17 protein-coding genes are annotated in these 20,212 nt (G+C 70.4%); 4 read left to right on the forward strand and 13 right to left on the reverse strand.

The window, feature by feature from the left end; genetic code table 11:
* Window positions 1–2: 2 nt before the first annotated feature.
* The 9 genes from QMO56_RS11630 to QMO56_RS11670 all read right to left on the reverse strand — a co-directional run bounded on the left by QMO56_RS11630 (window position 3) and on the right by QMO56_RS11670 (window position 10,714).
* Window positions 3–785, reverse strand: a complete 783-nt coding sequence (locus tag QMO56_RS11630) for an ABC transporter permease (protein ID WP_283525884.1) — start codon at window positions 783–785, stop codon at window positions 3–5.
* A complete protein-coding gene (locus QMO56_RS11635) occupies window positions 782–1,552 on the reverse strand; it encodes an ABC transporter ATP-binding protein (RefSeq protein WP_283525886.1) in 771 nt (256 codons plus the stop codon). The genes QMO56_RS11630 and QMO56_RS11635 overlap by 4 nt, the downstream gene beginning before the upstream one ends.
* 22 nt (window positions 1,553–1,574) lie before the next feature.
* The gene (locus QMO56_RS11640) at window positions 1,575–2,702 is read right to left on the reverse strand and encodes an ABC transporter substrate-binding protein (RefSeq protein ID WP_283525888.1); all 1,128 of its coding nucleotides are present in this window, start codon (window positions 2,700–2,702) and stop codon (window positions 1,575–1,577) included.
* Between the two features lie 270 nt (window positions 2,703–2,972).
* Window positions 2,973–4,088 (reverse strand): ABC transporter ATP-binding protein, encoded by a 1,116-nt coding sequence (locus tag QMO56_RS11645; RefSeq protein ID WP_283525889.1) that lies wholly within the window; start codon window positions 4,086–4,088, stop codon window positions 2,973–2,975.
* 11 nt (window positions 4,089–4,099) lie between these two features.
* Complete coding sequence (locus QMO56_RS11650) at window positions 4,100–5,206, reverse strand: PotD/PotF family extracellular solute-binding protein (RefSeq protein ID WP_283525890.1); 1,107 nt, start codon at window positions 5,204–5,206, stop codon at window positions 4,100–4,102.
* A gap of 49 nt (window positions 5,207–5,255) precedes the next feature.
* Window positions 5,256–6,053: an ABC transporter permease gene (locus tag QMO56_RS11655; protein ID WP_283525891.1), complete on the reverse strand. Its 798-nt coding sequence runs from the start codon at window positions 6,051–6,053 to the stop codon at window positions 5,256–5,258.
* Window positions 6,054–6,068: 15 nt separating this feature from the next.
* Window positions 6,069–6,995, reverse strand: coding sequence for an ABC transporter permease (locus QMO56_RS11660; RefSeq protein ID WP_283525892.1), 927 nt, complete (start codon window positions 6,993–6,995; stop codon window positions 6,069–6,071).
* Complete coding sequence (locus tag QMO56_RS11665) at window positions 6,996–8,627, reverse strand: hydantoinase B/oxoprolinase family protein (RefSeq protein WP_283525893.1); 1,632 nt, start codon at window positions 8,625–8,627, stop codon at window positions 6,996–6,998.
* Entirely contained in the window at window positions 8,624–10,714 is a 2,091-nt protein-coding gene (locus QMO56_RS11670) for a hydantoinase/oxoprolinase family protein (protein ID WP_283525894.1), read from the reverse strand. The genes QMO56_RS11665 and QMO56_RS11670 overlap by 4 nt, the downstream gene beginning before the upstream one ends.
* Before the next feature lie 202 nt (window positions 10,715–10,916).
* On the opposite strand from QMO56_RS11670, the gene QMO56_RS11675 reads away from it, so the two are divergent.
* Complete coding sequence (locus QMO56_RS11675; RefSeq protein WP_283525895.1) at window positions 10,917–11,579, forward strand: helix-turn-helix domain-containing protein; 663 nt, start codon at window positions 10,917–10,919, stop codon at window positions 11,577–11,579.
* 120 nt (window positions 11,580–11,699) lie between these two features.
* Here QMO56_RS11675 and QMO56_RS11680 read toward each other — a convergent pair whose 3' ends face one another.
* From QMO56_RS11680 to QMO56_RS11695, 4 genes are all read right to left on the reverse strand, one after another.
* On the reverse strand, window positions 11,700–12,716 hold the full coding sequence (locus QMO56_RS11680) for a tripartite tricarboxylate transporter substrate binding protein (RefSeq protein WP_283525897.1): 1,017 nt from the start codon (window positions 12,714–12,716) through the stop codon (window positions 11,700–11,702).
* Between the two features lie 57 nt (window positions 12,717–12,773).
* Complete coding sequence (locus QMO56_RS11685; RefSeq protein WP_283525899.1) at window positions 12,774–14,477, reverse strand: dihydroxyacetone kinase family protein; 1,704 nt, start codon at window positions 14,475–14,477, stop codon at window positions 12,774–12,776.
* Window positions 14,478–14,491: 14 nt separating this feature from the next.
* Window positions 14,492–14,845, reverse strand: a complete 354-nt coding sequence (locus tag QMO56_RS11690; protein ID WP_283525901.1) for an FAD-binding oxidoreductase — start codon at window positions 14,843–14,845, stop codon at window positions 14,492–14,494.
* A gap of 70 nt (window positions 14,846–14,915) precedes the next feature.
* Entirely contained in the window at window positions 14,916–16,166 is a 1,251-nt protein-coding gene (locus QMO56_RS11695; protein WP_283525903.1) for an MFS transporter, read from the reverse strand.
* Between the two features lie 361 nt (window positions 16,167–16,527).
* On the opposite strand from QMO56_RS11695, the gene QMO56_RS11700 reads away from it, so the two are divergent.
* The 3 genes from QMO56_RS11700 to QMO56_RS11710 all read left to right on the forward strand — a co-directional run bounded on the left by QMO56_RS11700 (window position 16,528) and on the right by QMO56_RS11710 (window position 20,063).
* A complete protein-coding gene (locus QMO56_RS11700; RefSeq protein ID WP_283525904.1) occupies window positions 16,528–17,442 on the forward strand; it encodes a dihydrodipicolinate synthase family protein in 915 nt (304 codons plus the stop codon).
* A 165-nt stretch (window positions 17,443–17,607) separates the two neighbouring features.
* Window positions 17,608–18,345 carry an IclR family transcriptional regulator gene (locus QMO56_RS11705; protein ID WP_283525906.1) on the forward strand — a complete coding sequence of 246 codons (738 nt, stop codon included), beginning with the start codon at window positions 17,608–17,610 and terminating at the stop codon, window positions 18,343–18,345.
* A 149-nt stretch (window positions 18,346–18,494) separates the two neighbouring features.
* Window positions 18,495–20,063 (forward strand): ABC transporter substrate-binding protein, encoded by a 1,569-nt coding sequence (locus QMO56_RS11710; RefSeq protein ID WP_283525908.1) that lies wholly within the window; start codon window positions 18,495–18,497, stop codon window positions 20,061–20,063.
* Window positions 20,064–20,212 lie beyond the last annotated feature (149 nt).

The following is a 20,212-nucleotide window of genomic DNA, read 5'->3' on the forward strand; positions in this document are numbered from 1 at the left end:
GCTCAGGCGCCGACGACGCGGTCCTGCTCGTCATCGATCCAGAAGATGACCTTGCGTTGCACCCAGCGGGTCAGTCCGTGCAGGATCATGCCGATGGCCGCCAGCACCACCAGAATGGCGAACATGCCCGCCATATCCATGGTGAAGTTCCGCTGCAGGATGAGGTAGCCGAGGCCGCCCTGGGCGCCGACGAACTCGCCGACGATGGCGCCGATCACCGCCAGGACGATGGCGATGTCGAGCCCGGCGAAGATGTAGGGCAGGGCGTTTCGCATCCTCAGCTTCCAGAAGATCTGCCCGCGCGAGCCGGCGAAGGCCACCATCATCTCGATCTGCTCGGCCGGGGTGACGCGCAGCCCCACCAGGGTATTCGCGATCACCGGGAAGAAGGCGATCATCGCCGCCATCGCCACCTTCGAGGCCAGGCCGAAGCCGAACCAGATCACCACGATGGGCGCGATGGCCACCTTGGGCACCGTCTGGAAGGCGACGATGCTGGGATAGATCACCCGTTCCAGCAGCGGGAAGCGGCCGATCAGGCAGCCCAGCAGCAGCCCGCCCCCGCCGCCGAGAACGAAGCCGCCCAGCACCTCGGAGAGCGTCACCCAGCCATGGGTGAGGAACTGGCCGGAGCGGAAGCCGTCCAGCAGCGCGAACCAGACGGCGGAGGGCGCCGGCAGGATCAGGGGCGAGACGCCGCTCAGCCGCACCCCCGCCTCCCAGAGGGCCAGCAGCAGGAGGAAACCCAGCAGCGCCCAGGGCGCCGCGAACCGGCGGCCGCTCATGCGTCGAAGCTCCCGCTCGCGCCGAAATGGCCGCGGATCCGCTGCACATAGGCGCCGAACTCCGGCGAGTTGATCATCTCCAGCCGTCGCGGCCGGGGGATGTCCACGGTGATGATGTCGGTGATCCGCCCCGGACGGGGCGACATGACGATGATGCGGTCGGCCAGGAACACGGCCTCCGGAATGGAGTGGGTCACCAGCAGCACGGTCTTGCGGCTTTCCTGCCAGATGCGCAGCAGGTCGAGGTTCATCTGCTCGCGCGTCATCGCGTCCAGGGCGCCGAAGGGCTCGTCCATCAGCAGTACGGCGGGATCGTTCACCAGCGCCCGCACGATGCCGACGCGCTGCTGCATGCCGCCCGAGAGCTCGCGCGGGTACTTGGTGGCGAAGCCGTCCAGCCCCACCATCCGCAGCAGGCCCTCGGCCGAATGCCGATGCCGCCGCATGTCGCGCCGCTGCAGCTCGGCGGGCAGCAGGACGTTGCTCATGACCGTGCGCCAGGGCAGCAGGATGGGCGCCTGGAAGACGACACCCACCTCCGGCGTCGGTCCCTCGATGGGGCTTCCGGCCAGCCGCACATGGCCGCCGGACCGGGCGAGCGTGCCGGCAAGGACCTTCAGCATCGTGCTCTTGCCGCAGCCGGAAGGGCCGACCACGGTGATGAACTCGCCCTCCCGGACATTGAAGCTGACGCGCGAAAGGGCCTCCACCCGGGCACCCTGTCGGGTGGTGTAGACCTTCTCGAGCCCATCGACCTCGATCAGCATCCGGGCTGCGTTCCGCCGCGCCTCACTGCGCCATGGCGCAGGAGCGCGCCTGCTCCTCCACCGCCTTGTGGTCGAAGTCGTTGATCGCCTCGAAGAAGCCGGGGCGGCTGATGACGAAGCTGGCGGGGTCCACCGCCTTGTCGATCAGCCTGGCGTCGCGCATGAAGTCCTGCATCTTCCCGAAGGCGGCGGGGGTCGTGTAGCCCCAGAGCTTGCCGCCATTGCTCGCATAGGCATCGCGCATGGATTGCAGCTGCGCCTTCAGGCTGTTCAGATCCCAGGCGATGGCCGTCGCCTCGTCCGGTGCGCCGGAGGCGCGGGTCTCGGGCCAGCGCGCCCAGTGGATGCGGCGGACGCAGTCCGGGCTGGCCATGGCGAAGACCGTCGCCCGCGCTGCGCCGCGCGCGATCTTCTCGACCAGCGTGGGGTCCTTGTCGATCGTGCCCTGCAGGGCGCTCAGCGTGTAGTCGGGGTAGCCGCCCCAGGCGGGATCGCGGAAATAGCGCAGCTTCGCGCCCTGGTTCTCGAAATTGGCGATCATCGAGCCCCAGAACATCAGGCCCTGCACGCGCCCGCTGCGCAGCGCCTCCAGCGCCGGGGCGCCGGCGCCGGTCGCCACCAGCTGGATGTCGCGGTTGGGATCGAGGCCGTTGTTGGCGAGATAGGCGCGCAGGAAGTGGTTGCCGCCACTGGCGAGGTTGAACACGCCGATGGTCTTGCCCTTGAACTGCTGCGGCGTGGTGATCGGGCTGCTCTCCAGCGTGACCAGGGACCAGTCCACCACGCCGTTCTGCATGACCGCGCGGACGGGCACGTTGTTCATGGCATTGGCCTGGACGATGGCGCTGGAATTCAGCTGCGCGAAGTCCACGCTGCCGGCCACCATCATCTGCACCGCCTGCAGCGAGCCGCCCACCGGCAACACCTCGACATCGAGACCCTCCTGCTTCCACCAGTCGAGCGCGACCGGCATCATCAGCCAGGGATAGGTGAGGTTCAGCACCTGCGTGGCGACGGCGATGCGGACCTTCCGGAGAGGCTTGTCCGGCGTCTGGGCCTGGGTGGGCAGGGCGGCCAAGAGGCCAGCAGCGCACAGGGCCGCAAGAGCGGCACGGCGCGGTGCGCGCGTGGCGGCCTTGAGGAAGCGCATTCTCGGTATCTCCATAGCAGGACGGCAGCCGGATGGCCGCAGGTGGCGTGATCGGAACGGCATGCGGCCCGGCGGCCGGCCGCGGCAGGCGATGCAAGGGTCATGCCATGGCCACAGGCTTGGCAGATCGCCGGCAGCGGACCCGGGCCTGCTCCCATCTGCGGCGAAAAGAGGCGCACTGTTCCTCCGCCGGGCAGGAGGAACGCGAGGCGGCGGCAACCGGCAGCCTCCACGGCGGGGGCGGGCCGGGCGGCCCGCCCCGCGGCATCCTCAGGCCGCGGCCGCGGCGCGCGGGAAGACCAGCATGTGCCCGGGCCGCCAGGAAAGCCCGACACGGCTGCCCTGGCCGGGCGGGCCGCTTCCGTCCGCGTCGTTGGGCATCATCGCGATCAGCGTCGCGCCGCCGCCGATCTCCACATGGTAGTAGGTGACGGCGCCCATATAGACGACATGCCGCACCGTGCCGGGGATGTCGCCAGGCCGCGCCTCGGGCGCGAGGCTGAGCCGCAACTTCTCCGGGCGGATCACCAGATCCACCGCATGACCCGCGGGGAAACCTGCCTCCGCGCCTTCCAGCGGCACGACATGGCCGGAGGCGAGGCGGACCTGCATCGCGCCCTCCCTGATGCCCTCGACGGTGCCGGCGACGGCATTGGTGAAGCCGATGAAGTCGGAGACGAAGCGGCTGCGCGGCCGCTCGTAGATCTCGGCCGGCGTTCCGCTCTGCACGATCTGCCCGGCCTCCATCACCACGACCCGGTCGGAGAGGGTCAGCGCCTCCTCCTGGTCATGCGTGACGAAGACGGTGGTGATGCCGAGGTCACGCTGCAGCGCCCGGATCTCCACCTGCATCTGCTCGCGCAACTTGCGGTCCAGCGCCGCCAGCGGCTCATCCAGCAGCAGCACGCGCGGCCGGGTGACGATGGCGCGTGCCAGCGCCACGCGCTGCCGCTGCCCGCCCGAGAGCTGGGAGGGCCGGCGCCCCTCCATCCCGCCGAGGCGCACCTGCGCCATCGCCTCCCGTACCTGCCGCGCGATCCCGCTGCGGCCCATCCCCTGCATCTGCAGGCCGAAGGCGATGTTCTCCTCCACGGTCATGTGCGGGAACAGGGCGTAGTTCTGGAAGACCATGCCGATCTGTCGCTTCCAGGGGGCGACGTCGTTGACCACCTGTCCGGCGATGCGGATCTCGCCCTCATCCGCCGTCTCCAGGCCGGCGATCATGCGCAGCGTGGTGGTCTTGCCGCAGCCGCTCGGGCCGAGCAGGCTGACGATCTCGCCCGGCGCGATGGCCAGCGAGACATCGCGCACGGCGGCGAAGGAACCGTACCACTTCTTCACGCCGTCGAGCGAGACGCTCACCGGCTCCGCCATGCGCAAGGTCATCGGCCTGCTCCTCAGCCCTTCAGGGTGCGGTTGATAAGGCTGGTCATGCGCGGCATCTGCGGCCCGAGCGCGGCATAATCCGGCCGCACCAGGCGGCTGGCCGCGTCGCTGGCCGTCATGACGGCCGGATTGCCGCGCAGCGCCTCGGGGATCTCGATCTTGGTCGAGGCCGGGGAGAAGAAGCCGCGCTCGATCCAGGCGCGCTGGCACTCGTCAGAGAGCCAGGTGTCGAGATAGCGCTGGGTCAGCTCCGTCACTGCCGGGCTGAAGCCGGCGCAGACCTGCATGTGGCCGGCCCATTGCACGCCGCCCTCCTTCGGCACGGTGAAGGCGACCTTCTTGCCCTGCGCCTTCGCCTGGGCCGCCCAGGCGCCCCAGTGCGGCGCCAGCCAGACCTCGCCACGCGAGACCAGGTCGGCCTCGGCTACCGGCGAGTTCACCCAGGCGCCGATATTGGCCTTGTGCGGCGCCCAGGCCTTGATGCCGGCCTCCAGGTCCGGTCCCTCGCCGGCGGCGACGGCGGCCATGATGTAGCCGTCGTACCAGGCATCCCACATGGAGACGCGGCCGCGGTACTTCGGGTCCCAGAGATCGGCCCAGGACTTCGGCTCCTCGACGTGGTCGGGGTTGTACATGATGCCGACTGGCGAGAGATGGAACGGAATGCCGAAGCCGCCCGGCGTCATGATCGCCTGCGGCACATGCGTGGCGTTCGGCACGAAGTCCGGGTTGAACTTCGTCCACATGCCATCCGCGATGCCGCGCTGGGCGAAGATGTCGTTGAACATGCCGCCGCTGACGACGGGATTGCCGCGCTGCGCCAGCATGCGCGGGTAGCCGGCCGCGTTGGAGCCGATCTCGAAGCGGATCTCCGTCTTCGGGAAGCGGTCGCGCGCCATTGGCAGGGTCGCGTCGCGCAGGATGTCCGGGACGATGCCGGGCTGCGAGAAGATGGTGAGCTGGGCGACCTCCGCTGCGCTCGCCTGCGCCAGCGCCTCGGAGAATCGCAGCAGCGACGCGCCGCCCGCGCCCAGAGCCAGCAGCCCCTGCAACAGGCTGCGGCGGCGCGGATGGCGGCGGAATTCGTGGAGCAGTTCGGAGCCGGTCTCGGTGGTCATGCTCGCCTCTCTGTCGCGGTGATTCGTGGCACCCGCGCGGCGGTGCCGCTCAGGTGAAATGCCTGCCGAGGCCGACGAACCGCTCGATCAGCAGCACCGCCACGACCGTCATGCCGATCAGCACGGTCGAGAGCGCCGCCAGCGTCGGATCGAGGCTGAACTCGGCGTAGTTGTACATCTCCAGCGGCAGGGTCATCATTCCCGGCCCGACGAGGAAGAGCGAGATGGTGAACTCGTCGAAGGAGATGATGAAGGAGAAGGTGACGCCCGCCAGGATGCCGGGCCGCAGCAGCGGCAGGGTGACATGGCGGAAGCTGCGCCAGGGATTGGCGCCCAGCGTCAACGCCGCCTCCTCGCAGGCGCGGTCGATCTCGGCCAGCGTCGCCGAGGTGGTGCGGATGATGTAGGGCAGCGTGATGACGACATGCGCCAGCACCAGCCCCCAGAAGCTGCGCACCAGCCCGAGCGGGCTCAGCACCATGGCGACGGCGACCGCCAGCACGATGGCCGGGAAGACCAGCGGCGTCAGGAACAGCATCCGCAGCGCCTCCCGCCCGGGAAAGCGGTAGCGGCCGAGCGCCAGCGTGACGCCGAGGCCGGCGACCAGCGAGACCGCCGTCGCCACGCCGGCCACGGCGGCGCTGATGCCGGCGGCCCGCACCAGTTCCGGCCGCGCCAGGATGTTGGCGAACCAGCGCAGCGAGAAGCCCTGCGGCGGGAAGGCGAGGGTGGAGCCGGCGCTGAAGGCCGAGGGGATCACCACCAGGATGGGCAGGGCGAGGAAGGCCAGGATCAGCCCGACATAGAGGCCGAGGAGCCGCTCGCCGGCGAGAGCGCGCTGGGTCATGGCGTCGGTGTCTCCCTAGCGCCGGGCATGGCGCGCGAAAGCCAGCCCGTAGAGGGCCAGGATGACGAAGGTGCCGATGGTCAGCACCATCGAGGCGGCGGCCCCGGTCGGCCAGTCCACCAGCACCACCATCTGCTCGTGGATGCTGATGGCCAGCACCGTCACCTGCCCGCGGCCGAGCCAGAGCGGCGTGATGTAGGCGCCGATGCTCAGGCAGAAGACCACGACCGAGCCGGCGGCGACGCCCTGCGCCGAGAGCGGCAGGGTGACGCGCAGAAAATTCCGCACGGGATGGGCGCCGAGCAGCGCGGCGGCCTCGCTGAGCGAGGGGTCGATCTTGCCGAGCACCGTGGCGATGGAAAGCACCATGAAGGGCAGCAGGATGTGCACCATGCCCAGCACGACGCTCCAGAAGCTCTGCATCAGCGGCAGCGGCGTGTCGGTCAGGCCGAGCGCCATCAGTGCGCTGTTCACCAGCCCCTCGTTGCCGAGCAGGATGGTCCAGCCCATGGTCCGCACCACGATGCTGACCAGCAATGGCGCGATGACGCCGAGGAAGACGAGATGCTTCCAGCGCGAGCGGCTGCGCGCCAGATACCAGGCGACAGGATAGCCCAGCAGCGCCGTGATCGCCGTCACCACCAGGCCCAGGCCGAAGGTGCGGAGGATGATGCGCAGGAAGTAGGGGTCGCCCAGGACGTCGCGGTACTTGTCGAGCGTCAGCGCCGCGCCGTTCGGGTAGCGGTCGGTGAAGGAGATGCCGAGCATGGTCAGGAAGGGCCAGACCAGCACCAGCGCCAGCAGAACGGCGCCGGGCAGCAGCAGCAGGACCGGTGCCAGGACCTGGCGCAGGGCGCGCCAGCGGCGGCGCGGGGCGGCACCGGCCGCCGGCTGCTGCATGCGGGGCACCGCCGCCGTCTCCTCGGTGAGCGCGCGCGTCATTCAGACGGTGGTCTTGCCGTTGCGCCGGTCGGCCTCGCCCGCCGCCGCATCCCGCTCCGCCGGCGGGCCATAGCCGGCGCCGCCCGCCGTCTCCACCAGGATGCGGTCGCCGCGCCGCATGCGCGTGACGATCTTGGAGCGGATCACCTCGGTGCTGCCATCGGCGCGCAGGATGGTGCCGCGTGCCATGGCGCCGTCCGCGCCGCCGGCGACACCACGGGCGGCGCTGAAATGCCGCTCGCCGCGATAGCTGACGGCCACGTCCTCGCCCAGCACCTCGTATTCGCGGATGGTGCCGAGGCCGCCGCGCCAGGTGCCGGCGCCACCCGAGCCGGGGCGCAGCGTGACGCGGTTCAGGCGGATCGGCGTCTCCATCTCCATGGCTTCCGCCGGCAGGTTCATGCCGTTGGTGGCGTCCGTCTCGATCACGTCCACGCCGTCGCTGCCGCGCGCGGCGCCGCTGCCGCCGGCGATCTGGTCGCCGGTGACGAATTGGCTGCCATCCCCGCGCTGGCCGCCGAAGGTCAGCATCACCATCTCCCCGGCCGAGGCGGCGGGCACGCGCTCCGGCATCACCTCGGCGAAGGCGGCCAGGATCATGCCGGCGACCCGTTTGATGGTGGCGGTGCGCGCATTCACCGCCGCCGGCTCGCGCGGGTTCAGGATGGTGCCTTCGGGGATGTGCAGGCTGATCGGCCGGAAGCAGCCGCCATTGGTGGGGATCGAGGAATCCGTCAGCGCGCGGATGGCGAAGCAGGCGGCGGCCAGCGTACCGGACGGCACGCAGTTCAGCGGGCCACGCACCTGCGGGCTGGTGCCGGTGAAGTCGAGATGGATGGCGCGGTCACGCAGCGTCACCGCCACTTCCAGCCGGATCGGCCGGTCGAGGTCCACGCCGTCATTGTCCAGCCAGTCCACGGCACGGTAGGTGCCTTCCGGGATGCGGGCCAGGGCCTGGCGCGTCATGATCTCGGAGCGGTCGAGCAGGTCGGCGAAGATGGCGGTGAGATGCTCCGCGCCGTAGCGCCCGGCCAGCGCCGCGAGCCGGCGCGCGCCGACCGAGCAGGCCGCCATCTGCGCGTTGACGTCGCCCATCACCGTGTCGGGGATGCGGACATTGCTGCGCAGGATGCGCACCAGCGTCTCGTTGACGCGGCCATCCTCGCGGTAGCGCAGCGGCGGCAGGCGCAGGCCTTCCTGGTAGATCTCGGTGGAATTGGTGGGAACCGAGCCGGCGATCATGCCGCCCATGTCCTGGTGGTGCGTCAGCGCCGCGCTGAAGGCAATCAGCCGCCCTTCCACCAGGATCGGCTGGATCAGGGCGATGTCGGGCAGATGGGTGCCGCCCTCGTAGGGATCGTTCAGCAGGAAGGTGTCGCCCGCGCGCATCTCGGCGACGGGAAAGGTCTCGATCACCTTGCGCACCATCGGGATCAGCGTGGCGAGGTGGATCGGGATGGCGCAGGCCTGGGAGAGGGTCACGCCTTCCGCCGTGAACAGCCCGGCCGAGGCGTCCAGGCCTTCCTTCACGATGGGCGAGAAGGAACTGCGCAGCAGGGTGGACTGCATCTCGTTGGCGATGCCGTCCAGCTTGTGGCGGACAACCTCGACGGTGATCGGGTCCAGGCTCATGCCGCGCTCTCCTTCTCGATCAGCAACACGCCCTCGGGGCCTACGCGCAGGCTCCAGCCGGGCTCGACCAGGGTGGTGGTGTCCTGCTGCTCCACGATGGCGGGGCCGGAGACGCGCAGGCCGGGGCGCAGCGCCGCGCGCGGCCAGATCTCGGCCTCCACCGGCGTATCGGAATGCCGCACCCAGATGGCGCGCCGGCGCGGCCCCTCCTCGGAGGACGCCCAGCTCGCCCCGCCCGCCGCAACGCCCGCCGCGGCGCGCTTGACGACGCGCAGGTTGACGACGCGCGCTGGGTTTTCCGTGCTGTGGCCATAGACGCGGTCATGCACGGCGAGGAAGTCGCGATAGGCGCGCGCGATGGCGTCCGGAGCGGCAGGGTCGAAGGGCACTTCCAGGTGGTAGGACTGGCCGGTGTAGCAGAGGTCGAGGAAGTGCCGCGTCTCCACCGCTTCCGGCGCCACGCCTTCCTGGGCCATCAACGCGCCGCTGCGTGCCTCCAGCTCGTCCAGCGCGGGGCGCAGCGTCGCCAGGGCGGCTTCGTCCAGCGGCATCGGCACGGAGAGCGAGACCTCGTGCTCCACCGGGGCGCCCAGCGCGCCGGCGGCGGCCAGCACGCCCGGATGCGGCGGCACGATGATGGTGGTGACGCCCAGCTCCTCGGCCAGGGCCGTGGCATGCATCGGCCCGCCGCCGCCAAGCGGCAGCAGCGCGAAGCCGCGCGGGTCGATCCCGCGACCGATGGAGACGAGGCGGATCGCCTCCGCCATCTGCGCGTTCACAACACGATGGATGCCGAGCGCCGCCTGCTCGACCGAAAGGCCCAGCGGCTCCGCGGCGTGCCGGCGGATCGCCTCCACCGCAAGCTCGGGGCGCAGGCCGATGGTGCCGCCGGCGAAGCGCTGCGGGTCGATGTAGCCCAGGGCCACCGAGGCATCGGTCACCGTCGGCCGCTCGCCGCCGCGCCCGTAGCAGGCGGGGCCGGGCTCCGAGCCGGCGGATTCCGGCCCGACGCGCAGCGTGCCGGCGCCGTCCAGCCAGGCCAGGCTACCGCCGCCCGAGCCGATGGCGGTGACATCCACCATCGGCACCCGCACGGTATAGCCGTCGATATAGCCCTCGGCGCGGATCAGCGGTTCGCCCTCGGCGATCAGCGCGATGTCGCAGGAGGTGCCGCCGATATCCACGGTGATCAGGTCGCGCAGCCCGGCCATGCGGCCGATCTCCAGGCCGCCGACCACCCCGGCGGCGGGGCCCGAGAGGAAGAGCCGCACCGGCCGCTGCCGCGCGATGGCCGAGGACATCAGCCCGCCGCGCGACTGCATCACCTGCATCGGCGCCGGCACGCCGGCCGAGGCAAGGCCCTGCTCCATATCCGCCAGGTAGTTGGCGACAACCGGCTTCACGTAGCTGTCGAAGGCGGTGACGCAGCTGCGCTCGTATTCGCGGAAGGCCGGGTCCACCTCGCAGGAGAGCGAGACCGGCAGGCCCGGCTGCCGCTCGGCGATCAACTCCGCCACGCGCCGCTCATGCGCCGGGTTGCGGAAGGAGAAGAGCAGGCAGACGGCGATTGCCTCGGCCCCCTGCGCCACCAGCTCGTCCGCCGCTCGCCGCACGCTGTCCTCGTCGAGCGGCGTGACGACGTGGCCCTCGGCGTCCAGCCGCTCGCGCACCTCCTTGCGGAAGGCGCCGGGCGCGAGGAAGACCGGCGTCTGCGGGCGCAGCACCAAGTCGTACATCTCGGCGCGCTTCTGGCGGCCGATCTCCAGCACGTCGCGGAAGCCTTCGGTGGTGATGAGGCCGATGCGTGCGCCCTTGCGCTCCAGCACCGCGTTGGTGGCGACGGTGGTGCCATGCGCCAGGCGGCGCACGGCCTGCGGCGGCAGGTTCCAGTCGGTGCGCGCGCGCTCCAGCGCGGCCAGCACGGCGCGGCTCGGATTGCCGCGCGTGGAGGGCACCTTCATCAGGCGGATGCGGCCATCGGCGCCGCGGCAGACGATGTCGGTGAAGGTGCCGCCGATATCGATGCCGATCTCGCAGTCCAGCACCGCGCCGCGATCTCCATCCATGCCGATATCCGCCTCTTTCATGGGCCTCCGGAGGGGAAAGCCGCGGCCGCCGCGCTTCCGGTCTTCAGGAGGTATTCACTTCAGGTGATGAACTCGATGGGAAGCTTCACTCCTGTTGAAAGAACCTGTCAATCCGATTTCGGCTCTTCACTCCAGGTGAAGATCTCTTGCCGCCGGACAACCAGACCTGCCAATGAGGAAAAAACTGAGGAAGAGCCATCGCATGCGTGAGAGCGGCACCATATTGCGGCGCCGGGCAGCGACCGAGGAGGAGCCATCCGCCATGGCGGCGGATCGCGCCTTCGACCAGAGGATCGGAGCCATGGCCCGGCTGCTGCGCAGCCAGCGTGGCTGGTCCATCCAGGAACTGTCCAGCCGGTGCGGCCTTTCCACCGGCATGATCAGCCAGATTGAACGCGGGCTCTCCACCCCCTCGCTGCGCTCCCTGCGCGTGCTGGCCGCGGCTCTGGAGGTTCCGGTCGGCCAGTTCTTCGAGAACGGGGAGAGGGGCGGCGCCGGGGCCGCGGCCTATGTGGTCCGCCGTGCCAGCCGGCGGGTGATGAACCTGAACAACCGTGGCGTCACCAAGGCCTTCCTGATGCCGCCAGGGGCTGGCCTGCTGGACATGTGGGAGTTCCGCATCGCCCCGGGCGGCTCCTCGGGCGGGGATCTCGCCCAGCACGAAGGTGAGAAGGCGGGCGTGGTGCTGGAGGGGCGGCTTCAACTCTGGCTGGATGGGGCGCCGCTGGAACTGGAGGCGGGTGACAGCTTCCGGTTTTCCGGCCTGCAGCCGCATCGTGTGGACAATCCCTATGCAATGGAGGCGGCCGCCATCTGGATCATCGTTCCGGCGCGCGACAGCGCCGGGGGCAAGGCCGCCCTCTGAGCTTCCGGCGCGGGCTCCGGCTCCGCGGCCATGGGCGGGGCGAATCCACGGCCCCGCCGAGTCGGTCCGGCAAGCGAGCGCGGGGCTGCGCCGCATTTTGCGGCACAACCTCGGCCGCCGTCACTCCAGCACGATCTTCGCCTCCCTGATCACACTCGCCCATTGCGCGGTTTCCTTCATCATCCGGGCGTGCATGGGCTCCGGTGCCGCATAGGTCGGGAAGAAGTTGCTGGCGGCGTAGAAGGATTGCAGCTCCGGTGATTCGAGTGCCTGCCGCAGTGCGACGGAGATCCGCCGCGCCAGGGCCGGGTCCATTCCGCCCGGTGCCACGAAGGCCTGCCAGCTTTCCGTCGCCGCGCCCGGCAGGCCGGCCTCGGCGAAAGTCGGCAGGTCGGGCAGGGAGGGGGCGCGGGTCGGCGCCGCGGTGGCCAGCATCTTGACCTGGCCCGCATCGAGATAGGGCTTGGCGAAGCCGGGCGTGTCCAGCATCAGCTGAATGCGGCCGCTGATGAGATCCGTCATGGCCGGCGCCGCGCCGCGATAGGGCACATGGGTCAGTTGCACGCCAGCCTGCCGGGCCAGCAGCTCGAAGCCCAGATGCGTCACGCCGCCCGCCCCGCCGGAGCCGTAATAGACCTCGCCCGGCCGGGTGCGCGCCATCTCCAGCACGTCGCCCAGCGTCCTCGCCGGCAGGTTCGCGGGGGCCAGCAGCAGCAGGTAGTCGGTCGTGACCTGGCCGATCGGCGTCAGGTCCTTCAGCGGATTGATCCGCAGACTGGGGTAGAGGGTGGGGTTGGTGGTCAGCATGCCGGAATTGGCGTGCAGCAGCGTGTAGCCGTCGGCCGCCTGCGTGGCGGTGTACTCCATGCCCAGATTGCCGCCGGCGCCGGGCCGGTTCTCCACCACGAAGGACTGGCCCAGCATGGCGGAAAGCCGCTGGGCCAGAGGGCGGCAGACCACGTCCACCCCGCCGCCCGGCGCGAAGGGCACGATGATGCGCACCATTCGCTCCGGCCAGGCGGGGGCGTCGGCGGCGGCACGCCGCGCGAGCCAGGGCAGCGCGAGCGTGCCGGCGGCCGCCACAAGGGCGGCGCGGCGGCCCGGTCGCGGGGTTCCGGCGGGGGTCTTGTCTTTCATGGTTCGTTTCCTCCTGTCCTGTGTCATGCGCCCCCGCGCCGGTGCGGCGTGAAGGGGTTAGGCGCTGGCTGGCCTCGGGGTGAGGGCTTCCAGCCAGATCGCGGCCGCCACGGCGCCGCCGTCCGGGATGCCGAGGCTGCGGCCGCCGAGATAGGCGGCGCGGCCCAGGCGGGGGTGCATCCCGGCCGTCGCCTCGGCCCCGGCCTGCGCGGCGTGCGCGGCGCCGGCCCAGGCCTCGGCCGGCGGAAGCCCCTCGGCGAGGCCCTTGGCGAAGGCCTCCGCCGCCGGGCGCAGCGCGTCCACCATCGTGCGGTCCCCGGGACGGGCGCCGCCCAGTTCCGAGATGGCGTCCACCGCCGCGGCGAAGGCGTGCGACCAGTCCGCCGCCGAAGGGGTGCCCTCCGGCAGGCTGCGCGCGGCGCGCAGCAGCGCCGTGGCGTAGAAGGGGCCCGAACTGCCGGCGATGGCGCGGCGCAGCGCCTCGCCCATCCGCGTCAGGGCGGTTGCCGGGTCGGTCCAGGCGGCCTCCGGCAGCGCCCGCAGGGCGCCGGCGCCGCGCGCCATGCTGATGCCGAGGTCGCCGTCGCCCGCCGCGCTGTCCAGCTCGGTCAGCCGTGCCTCCTGCGCCTCCAGCGCGGCGGCGGCGGCCAGCGCCGCATGCTTCACCGCCTGGCCGGCCGGGGTGGCGGGCCGGGCCGCCATGGCCTCGTTGGGCGGGGCGGGGACGCGCAGGCTCTGCCGCGCCGCACCGATGCGCCCGCTGCCCGGCCAGGCCGGCGCATCCGTGGGCGCGTCCAGCCGGGCCAGGCGGGCATCGTCCAGCGTCAGCACCGTCAGGGAGACGCCGGGCATTTCCAGCGCCGTCAGCAGGTTGCCGCTCCAGACGCGTTCCACCGCCAGGCCGCGCTCGCGCAGGCCTGCCAGGGCCCGGCGCGCCACGATGGCCAGCTCCATCGGCGGCGTGCCACCCAGCCCGTTCACCAGCAGCGCGACGCGGTCGCCGCCGCGCAGGGTGCGATCCTCGGCGATGGTGGCGAGCATCTCGTCCACCAGCGCGTCGGCAGGGCGCAGGTTCACCCGGCGGACGCCCTGCTCGCCATGGATGCCGAGGCCGAGCTCCACCTCGTCGTCGCCGAGCAGGAAGCCGGGGCGGCCGGCGGCCGGCACGGTGCAGGCGCCGAGCGCCACGCCCATGGTGCCCATCGCCGCGGCGGCAGCGCGCGCCTCGGCCGCCACCTGCTCCAGCGGCAGGCCGGCCGCGGCGGCGGCGCCCGCCACCTTGTGCACCAGCACCGTCCCGGCGATGCCACGTCGCCGCTCGGGCGGCACCGTGTCTCGCAGGGCCACGTCATCGGCCACCACGACGAGTTCGGTCGGGATGCCCTCGGCGCGCGCCAGCTCGGCGGCGAGGCCGAAGTTCAACCGGTCGCCGGTATAGTTCTTCACCACCAGCAGGGCGCCGCGCGGCCCGGCCACGGCGCGGATGCCGGCCAGCACGGCATCGACACTCGGGGAGGTGAAGACATCCCCGGAGATGGCCCCCGCCAGCATGCCCTCGCCGACATAGCCCGCATGCGCCGGCTCATGCCCGCTGCCGCCACCGGAGAGCACGGCGACGCCGCGCGCCGCCGGGGCGGCCGGCAGGCCGGCGCGCACCACCACATCCTCCTCCGCCAGCAGCGCCTGGCCGGGGGCGAGGTCCACCAGGCCCTCCAGCATCTCCCGCACCACGCCGCGCGGATCATTGACCAGCTTCTTCATTTGTCTTTCCTTCATCACCACCCGGCGAGCGGCTTCAGCAGCTTCCCCGGGTTCATGATGCCGCGCGGGTCCAGCGCCCGCTTCACGGCCCACATCAGCGCCAGGCCCTCGCCGTGCTCCAGCGCGATGAGGTCCAGCTTGTGCAGGCCGATACCGTGCTCGCCCAGGCGGCTTCCGCCAAGGCGGGACGCCCGGCCGCCTGCCCGGCAGGCCAGTCCTTCCGCGCAGCGCCTGCAGGCAGAGGTCCAGCAGGCCGCCTGTATGGGAGGGGCGCATGCAGATGCCGCCGTGGCGCACTTGCCGAGAAGGCGGCGCAGATCCGGCGGCGGCGCCGCAGCGTCGGGGCGGCCTGTGACGTGCCTGGGCATGGGGCTTCCTGGGGTGCGGTTCTCTCGGGCGGGGGAGGCAGGGCGCCGGTAAGCGCCCCACCCTCCGCTGTCAGGCGCTGCGAGCCGGGCGCAGAGCCAGGGCGCAGGCGCCGGAGAAAAGCGCCATGGCGGCCATGTAGGCGGCGATCATTGCCGTGCTGCCCTGCTCAGCCAGCAGCGCCGTGGCGATGAGCGGGGAGAGGCCGCCGCCGAGGATCGGGCCGATCTGCTGCACCAGGGAAAGGCCGCTGTAGCGGATGCGGGCGGGGAACAGCTCCGAGAAGAAGGCACCCTGCGCGCCGAAGACCGAACCATGGCCCAGCGCCAGGCCCAGTGCGATGGCAAGCCAGACCATGCCGGTGTGGCCGCTGTCGAGCATTGTGAAGAAGACCAGCGCCAGCAGCGCCTGGAACGCCATGCCGCCGAGATAGACCGCGCGGCGCCCGATGCGGTCGGAAAGGGCACCGAAGAAGGGCAGGGTGAGGCATTCCAGCGCGCAGCCGACCAGCACGCCGTTCAGGATCTCCTGCCGCGGCAGGCCGAGCCGGCTGACGCAGTAGGTGATGGCGAAGACGGCGTAGATGTTGAACAGCCCGCTCTCTGCGACCTTGGCGCCGATGCCCAGGAGCACGTTGCGGCGGTGGTCGCGCACCGCCTCGACCACCGGCAGGCTCGCCGCCTGGCCTTCGCGCAGCACGCGCTGGAAGGCGGGCGTTTCCGAGATCTGGAAGCGGATGAACAGGCCGGTGCCGACGAGCACGATGCTGAACAGGAAGGGCAGGCGCCAGCCCCAGGAGAGGAACTGCGCCTCCTCCATCTGCGTCGAGAGCACGCCGAGCAGCACGATCGGGATCAGGAAGCCGGCCGGGACGCCGACATGCACAAGGGCGCTGAAGAAGCCCCGTCGCTCGGGTGGCGCATGCTCCACCGTCATGACCATGCCGCCGCCATATTCGCCGCCGATGCCGATGCCCTGCGCCATTCGGAGCACCACCAGCGCGATCGGCGCCAGCACGCCGATGCTGTCATAGGAAGGCACGAGGCCGATCAGGAAGGTGCCGATTCCCATGATGAGCATGGTCATCAGCAGCGCGGTCTTGCGACCGGCGCGGTCACCGAAATGGCCGAAGAGGATGCCGCCCAGCGGCCGCGCGCAATATCCGACGAAGAAGGTGGCGAAGGCGGCCAGTGAGCCGACCAGCGGATCGAAGCTGGGGAAGAAGATCTTGTTGAAGACCAGCGCGGTGGCGGTGGCGTACAGGGTGAAGTCGTAATACTCGATGGTATTGCCGATGGCGCTGGCGAACGCGACCTTGCGCATGTCGCTGCTGCTGGCGTGTCGGACCGATGCGACGGGCTCCGCCGCCGTACCGATATTGGCTGACATCCTGTTCCCTCCTTATTTCCGGCGCCCTCCTCCGCTGGCGGCGGCGGGGCGCATCGAGTTTCATCGGGTGCCGGATTCATATGTCCGTATTCCGGACATTACGTTGGGCGGGAACCGAACCTCCTGTCAATCGCATTCCTGCGCCCATCAGAGAGATGCTGTTCCCTCCGGGACTTCCAGACGATTTACGACAAGGCTGCCAAAACGGGCATTGACCATCTTGTGGAAATACCGAACCATGTCCGTTATCCGGACAGTCAGTGGTGATGAGGCCGGGACCCGCTTGGAGGAAACCATGCAACGCAAGCTGATGGGCATCATCCCGCCCATGACCACCCCCTTCGATGCGAACGGCGAAATCGATGAAGCCGCCTACCGCGCGCAGGTGCGCTTCTTCCTGGGCAAGGGTGTCCATGGCATCTGCGTGGGCGGCAGCACCGGTGAGGGCCACACCCTCACGCGCGACGAGTTCAAGATGCTGATGACCGCCGCGGCGGAGGAGACCGACGGGCAGGTTCCGCTCGTTGCCGGCATCATCGCCAACAGCACGCGCGAGGCCATCCTGCGCGCGCGCGACGTCGAGCACCTGCCGATCGATGCGCTGCAGATCACCCCGGTGCACTATCTCTTCAAGCCGGATGAGGAAGCGACCTACAACCACTTCAAGACGCTGACCGAGGCCGTCAAGCAGCCGGTCATCATCTACAACGTCATCCCCTGGAACTATCTGAGCCCCGCGCAGCTCATCCGCATCATGCGCGAGATCCCGGGCGTCATCGGCGTCAAGCAGAGCCAGGGCGACATGAAGCTGATGGCCGACCTGCTGCTCGATGTGCCCGAGGGCAAGCTGGTCTTCTCGGCGGTTGATGCGCTGCTCTATCCCTCCTTCGCCCTCGGCTCGCCCGGCACCATCGCGGCCAATCCGGCGGCAGTCCCGGGTGTCTGCGTGGCGCTGTGGGATGCCGTGCAGCGCGGCGACCATGCGGCGGCGATGGAGATCCACACGCGCATGCTGCGCTTCTGGAACACCATCGTCGGCGACAACCTGCCGGCCTGCGTGAAATACGCGCTGGGGCTGCAGGGCTGCCCCGTCGGCCTGCCGCGCGCGCCGATGCCGCCCGCCAGCGCGAAGCAGAAGGCGGCCATCGAGCCGGCGCTGCGCCACCTGCTGGAGCTTGAGCCGAGCGGGATCCGCGCGGCGGCGGAGTGACCGCTTCCGGGAGACCGGAGAGCGGGTCCGTGCCGGGTGCGTTTTTGGCTTGCACCCGGCGCGGCACCCGCCTACGCCACTCCCATCATGCCCGATGACCTGAGGACATCCACGCCGCTGCCGGGAGGCGATGCTGGCCGCCCGAGCGTGAAATCCCTGTTCAAGATGCTTGAGGTCCTGGAGTGCTTCTCCGCCGTGGACCGTGAGCTGTCCGTGGTCGAGATCGCGCGCCGCACCGGCATGCCGCGGACCACCGTCCACCGCATCGTGGACAGCCTGCGCAGCGTGGGGCTGATCGAGCAGGAGGCCAGCCGCGAGCGCTACCGCCTCGGCATCAAGCTGTTCCAGCTCGGCAATACGGCTCTACGGAACCTGCCGCTCTACCGCGAGGCGCCCCCCTTCGTGGATACCCTCGCCAAGCTGAGCGGCGAGGTCGTGCATCTCTGCGTGTTCGACGGCAATGAGATGGTCTTCGTCGAGCGCTCCGAGCGCAGCGCCCGCACCAACAACGCTCTCGTCACGATGGAAGCGAGCCCGGCGTACAGCACGGGCGTGGGGAAGGCGGCCCTGGCCTTCCAGGATGAGATCGTCATCGAGCGCATCCTGCGCCAGGGCCTGACGCGCTTCACCGCGCACACCCTGGTGGAGCCTGATCTGTTGCGGGCCGAGCTGGCGAAGATCCGCGCCCGCGGCTATGCCGTCGATGATTGCGAGCACGAGCCGGACCTGCGTTGCGTTGCCGCGCCGATCCGCAATTCCGCCGGCAAGGTCTTCGCCGGCATCAGCGTCAGCGGCCCCTGCCGCCGCATTCCCCACAGCCGGGTGGAGGAACTCGCCCGGCTGGTCATTGCCCATGCGGAGATGATATCGGTCCGGCTGGGCTATACACCCTCGCGGAGCTGAGCCGCCCGCCCTGCCGGGGGGGGCAGCATGCACCCGGCAGAAACTCATTGCTTTGCTGTCATGTGAGGGGCTTTCGCCGCCGCGCTGGCTTGTGGCGGGAGAGAGTGCATGGTTGTCTTTCGCGCATGGAACGGATCTCCTTTCGTGCGATGGCTGCCGTCATCGCCGCATTCGCCGCCGGCCTGGCAAACCAGGGCGCAGCCAGGGCGCAGGACCTGCGGATCGGTGTGCGCGCCGCGCTCGACACCGCGGACCCCGCCAGCTCCTATTCGCCCAACCGCAACATCACGCTGCAGATCTATGAGCCACTGCTGCTGCAGGATGCCACGCTGAAGCCGGTGGCCGGGCTGGCGGTGGCCTGGCGAATGCGCGACCCCACCACCTGGGAGTTCACCCTGCGCGAGGGCGTCAAGTTCCATGACGGCTCGCCGCTGACGCCGGAGGACGTCGCGGCGACCATCGCCCGCAACATGGCGACCGAGGTGCCACAGACCTACAAGTCCGACATCCGCGAGATCGTCTCGGTGGAGGCGGAAGGGCCGCGCACCGTCATCCTGCGCACGCGCGCACCCTCGCCGCAGTTGCCCTTCAGCGTCGCCACCTTCGGCATCGTCTCCGCCCGCGCCACCAAGGACGCCACGCCGGAGGATTTCCGCGGCAAGGCGGCCATTGGCACCGGCCCCTATCGCTGGAGCGAGTGGACGCCGGGCCAGGGCGTGACGCTGACGCGCAACCCGGACTACTGGGGCGCGAAGCCGCATTGGGAGAAGGTGGAGTTCCGCTTCGTGCCGAACGACAGCGCGCGCGTCGCGTCGCTGCTGGCCGGCGACCTCGACGTGATCGACGCCGTGCCGCCGGGGCTGACGCAGCGCATCGAGGCCTCGAGCAACGCGCATCTGCTCTCCACCACCGCCATCATGATGCTCTACCTGCAGCTTGAGATGGGGCGGGAGCAGTCGCCATACGTGACGGACGCCGACGGCAAGCCGCTGCCGAAGAACCCGTTCCAGGACATCCGGGTGCGGCATGCGCTGAGCTACGCCATCAACCGTGCCGCCATCGCCGATCGCGCGATGGAGGGCGCGGCGGAGCCGGCCGGGCAGTTCATGGCGCCGGGGCTCGACAACCACGATCCCGCGCTGAAGCCGCTGCCCTATGATCCCGCGAAGGCACGCGCGCTGCTGGCGGAGGCCGGCTATCCCAAGGGCTTCAACATCACCCTGGCTTGCTCGAACGACCGCTACCCCGGCGATGCGCGGGTTTGCCAGGCGCTGGGGCAGATGCTGGGCGCCGTGGGCATCAAGACGCAGGTGGAGACGGTGCCGATCTCCATCCTGTTCCGCCGCCGCTCGGCCGGGGCGGACGGACGGCCGGACGTGGCGGCCTTCATGCTCGGCTACGGCGCGCCGAACGGCCTGGCAACCTCGGCGCTCACCTCGCTGGTGCAGACCCAGGACCGCGACCGCGGCCGTGGCGGCAACAACTACACCGGTTATTCGAGCCCGAAGCTGGACGCCATGATCGAGTCCGCGATGGTCGAGTCCGATGAGGCGAAGCGCGCCGCGCTGGTACGCGAGGCGACGCATCTCGCGATCGGTGACGCGCCGGTGGTGCCGGTCTATTTCACCAAGGCGATCTGGGGCCTGCGCCGCGACCTGACGCTGACGCCGCGCGCTGACTCCTTCACCTTCGTCGATACCATCAAGCCAGAGAAGTGAGTTGCGCGCTGGGAGGCGCTGCCTCCCAGACCCTCCGCCGGGGTGGCAACGGCCACCCCGGACCCCGCGATCAGTTTCGGCAAATGGAAGATCCAGATGCCCCGGGATTCCTGGCGGTGGGTCCGGGAGGCGAAGCCTCCCGAGCTTCC

Source organism: Roseomonas sp. E05, from assembly GCF_030063475.1.
GTDB lineage: Bacteria > Pseudomonadota > Alphaproteobacteria > Acetobacterales > Acetobacteraceae > Pseudoroseomonas.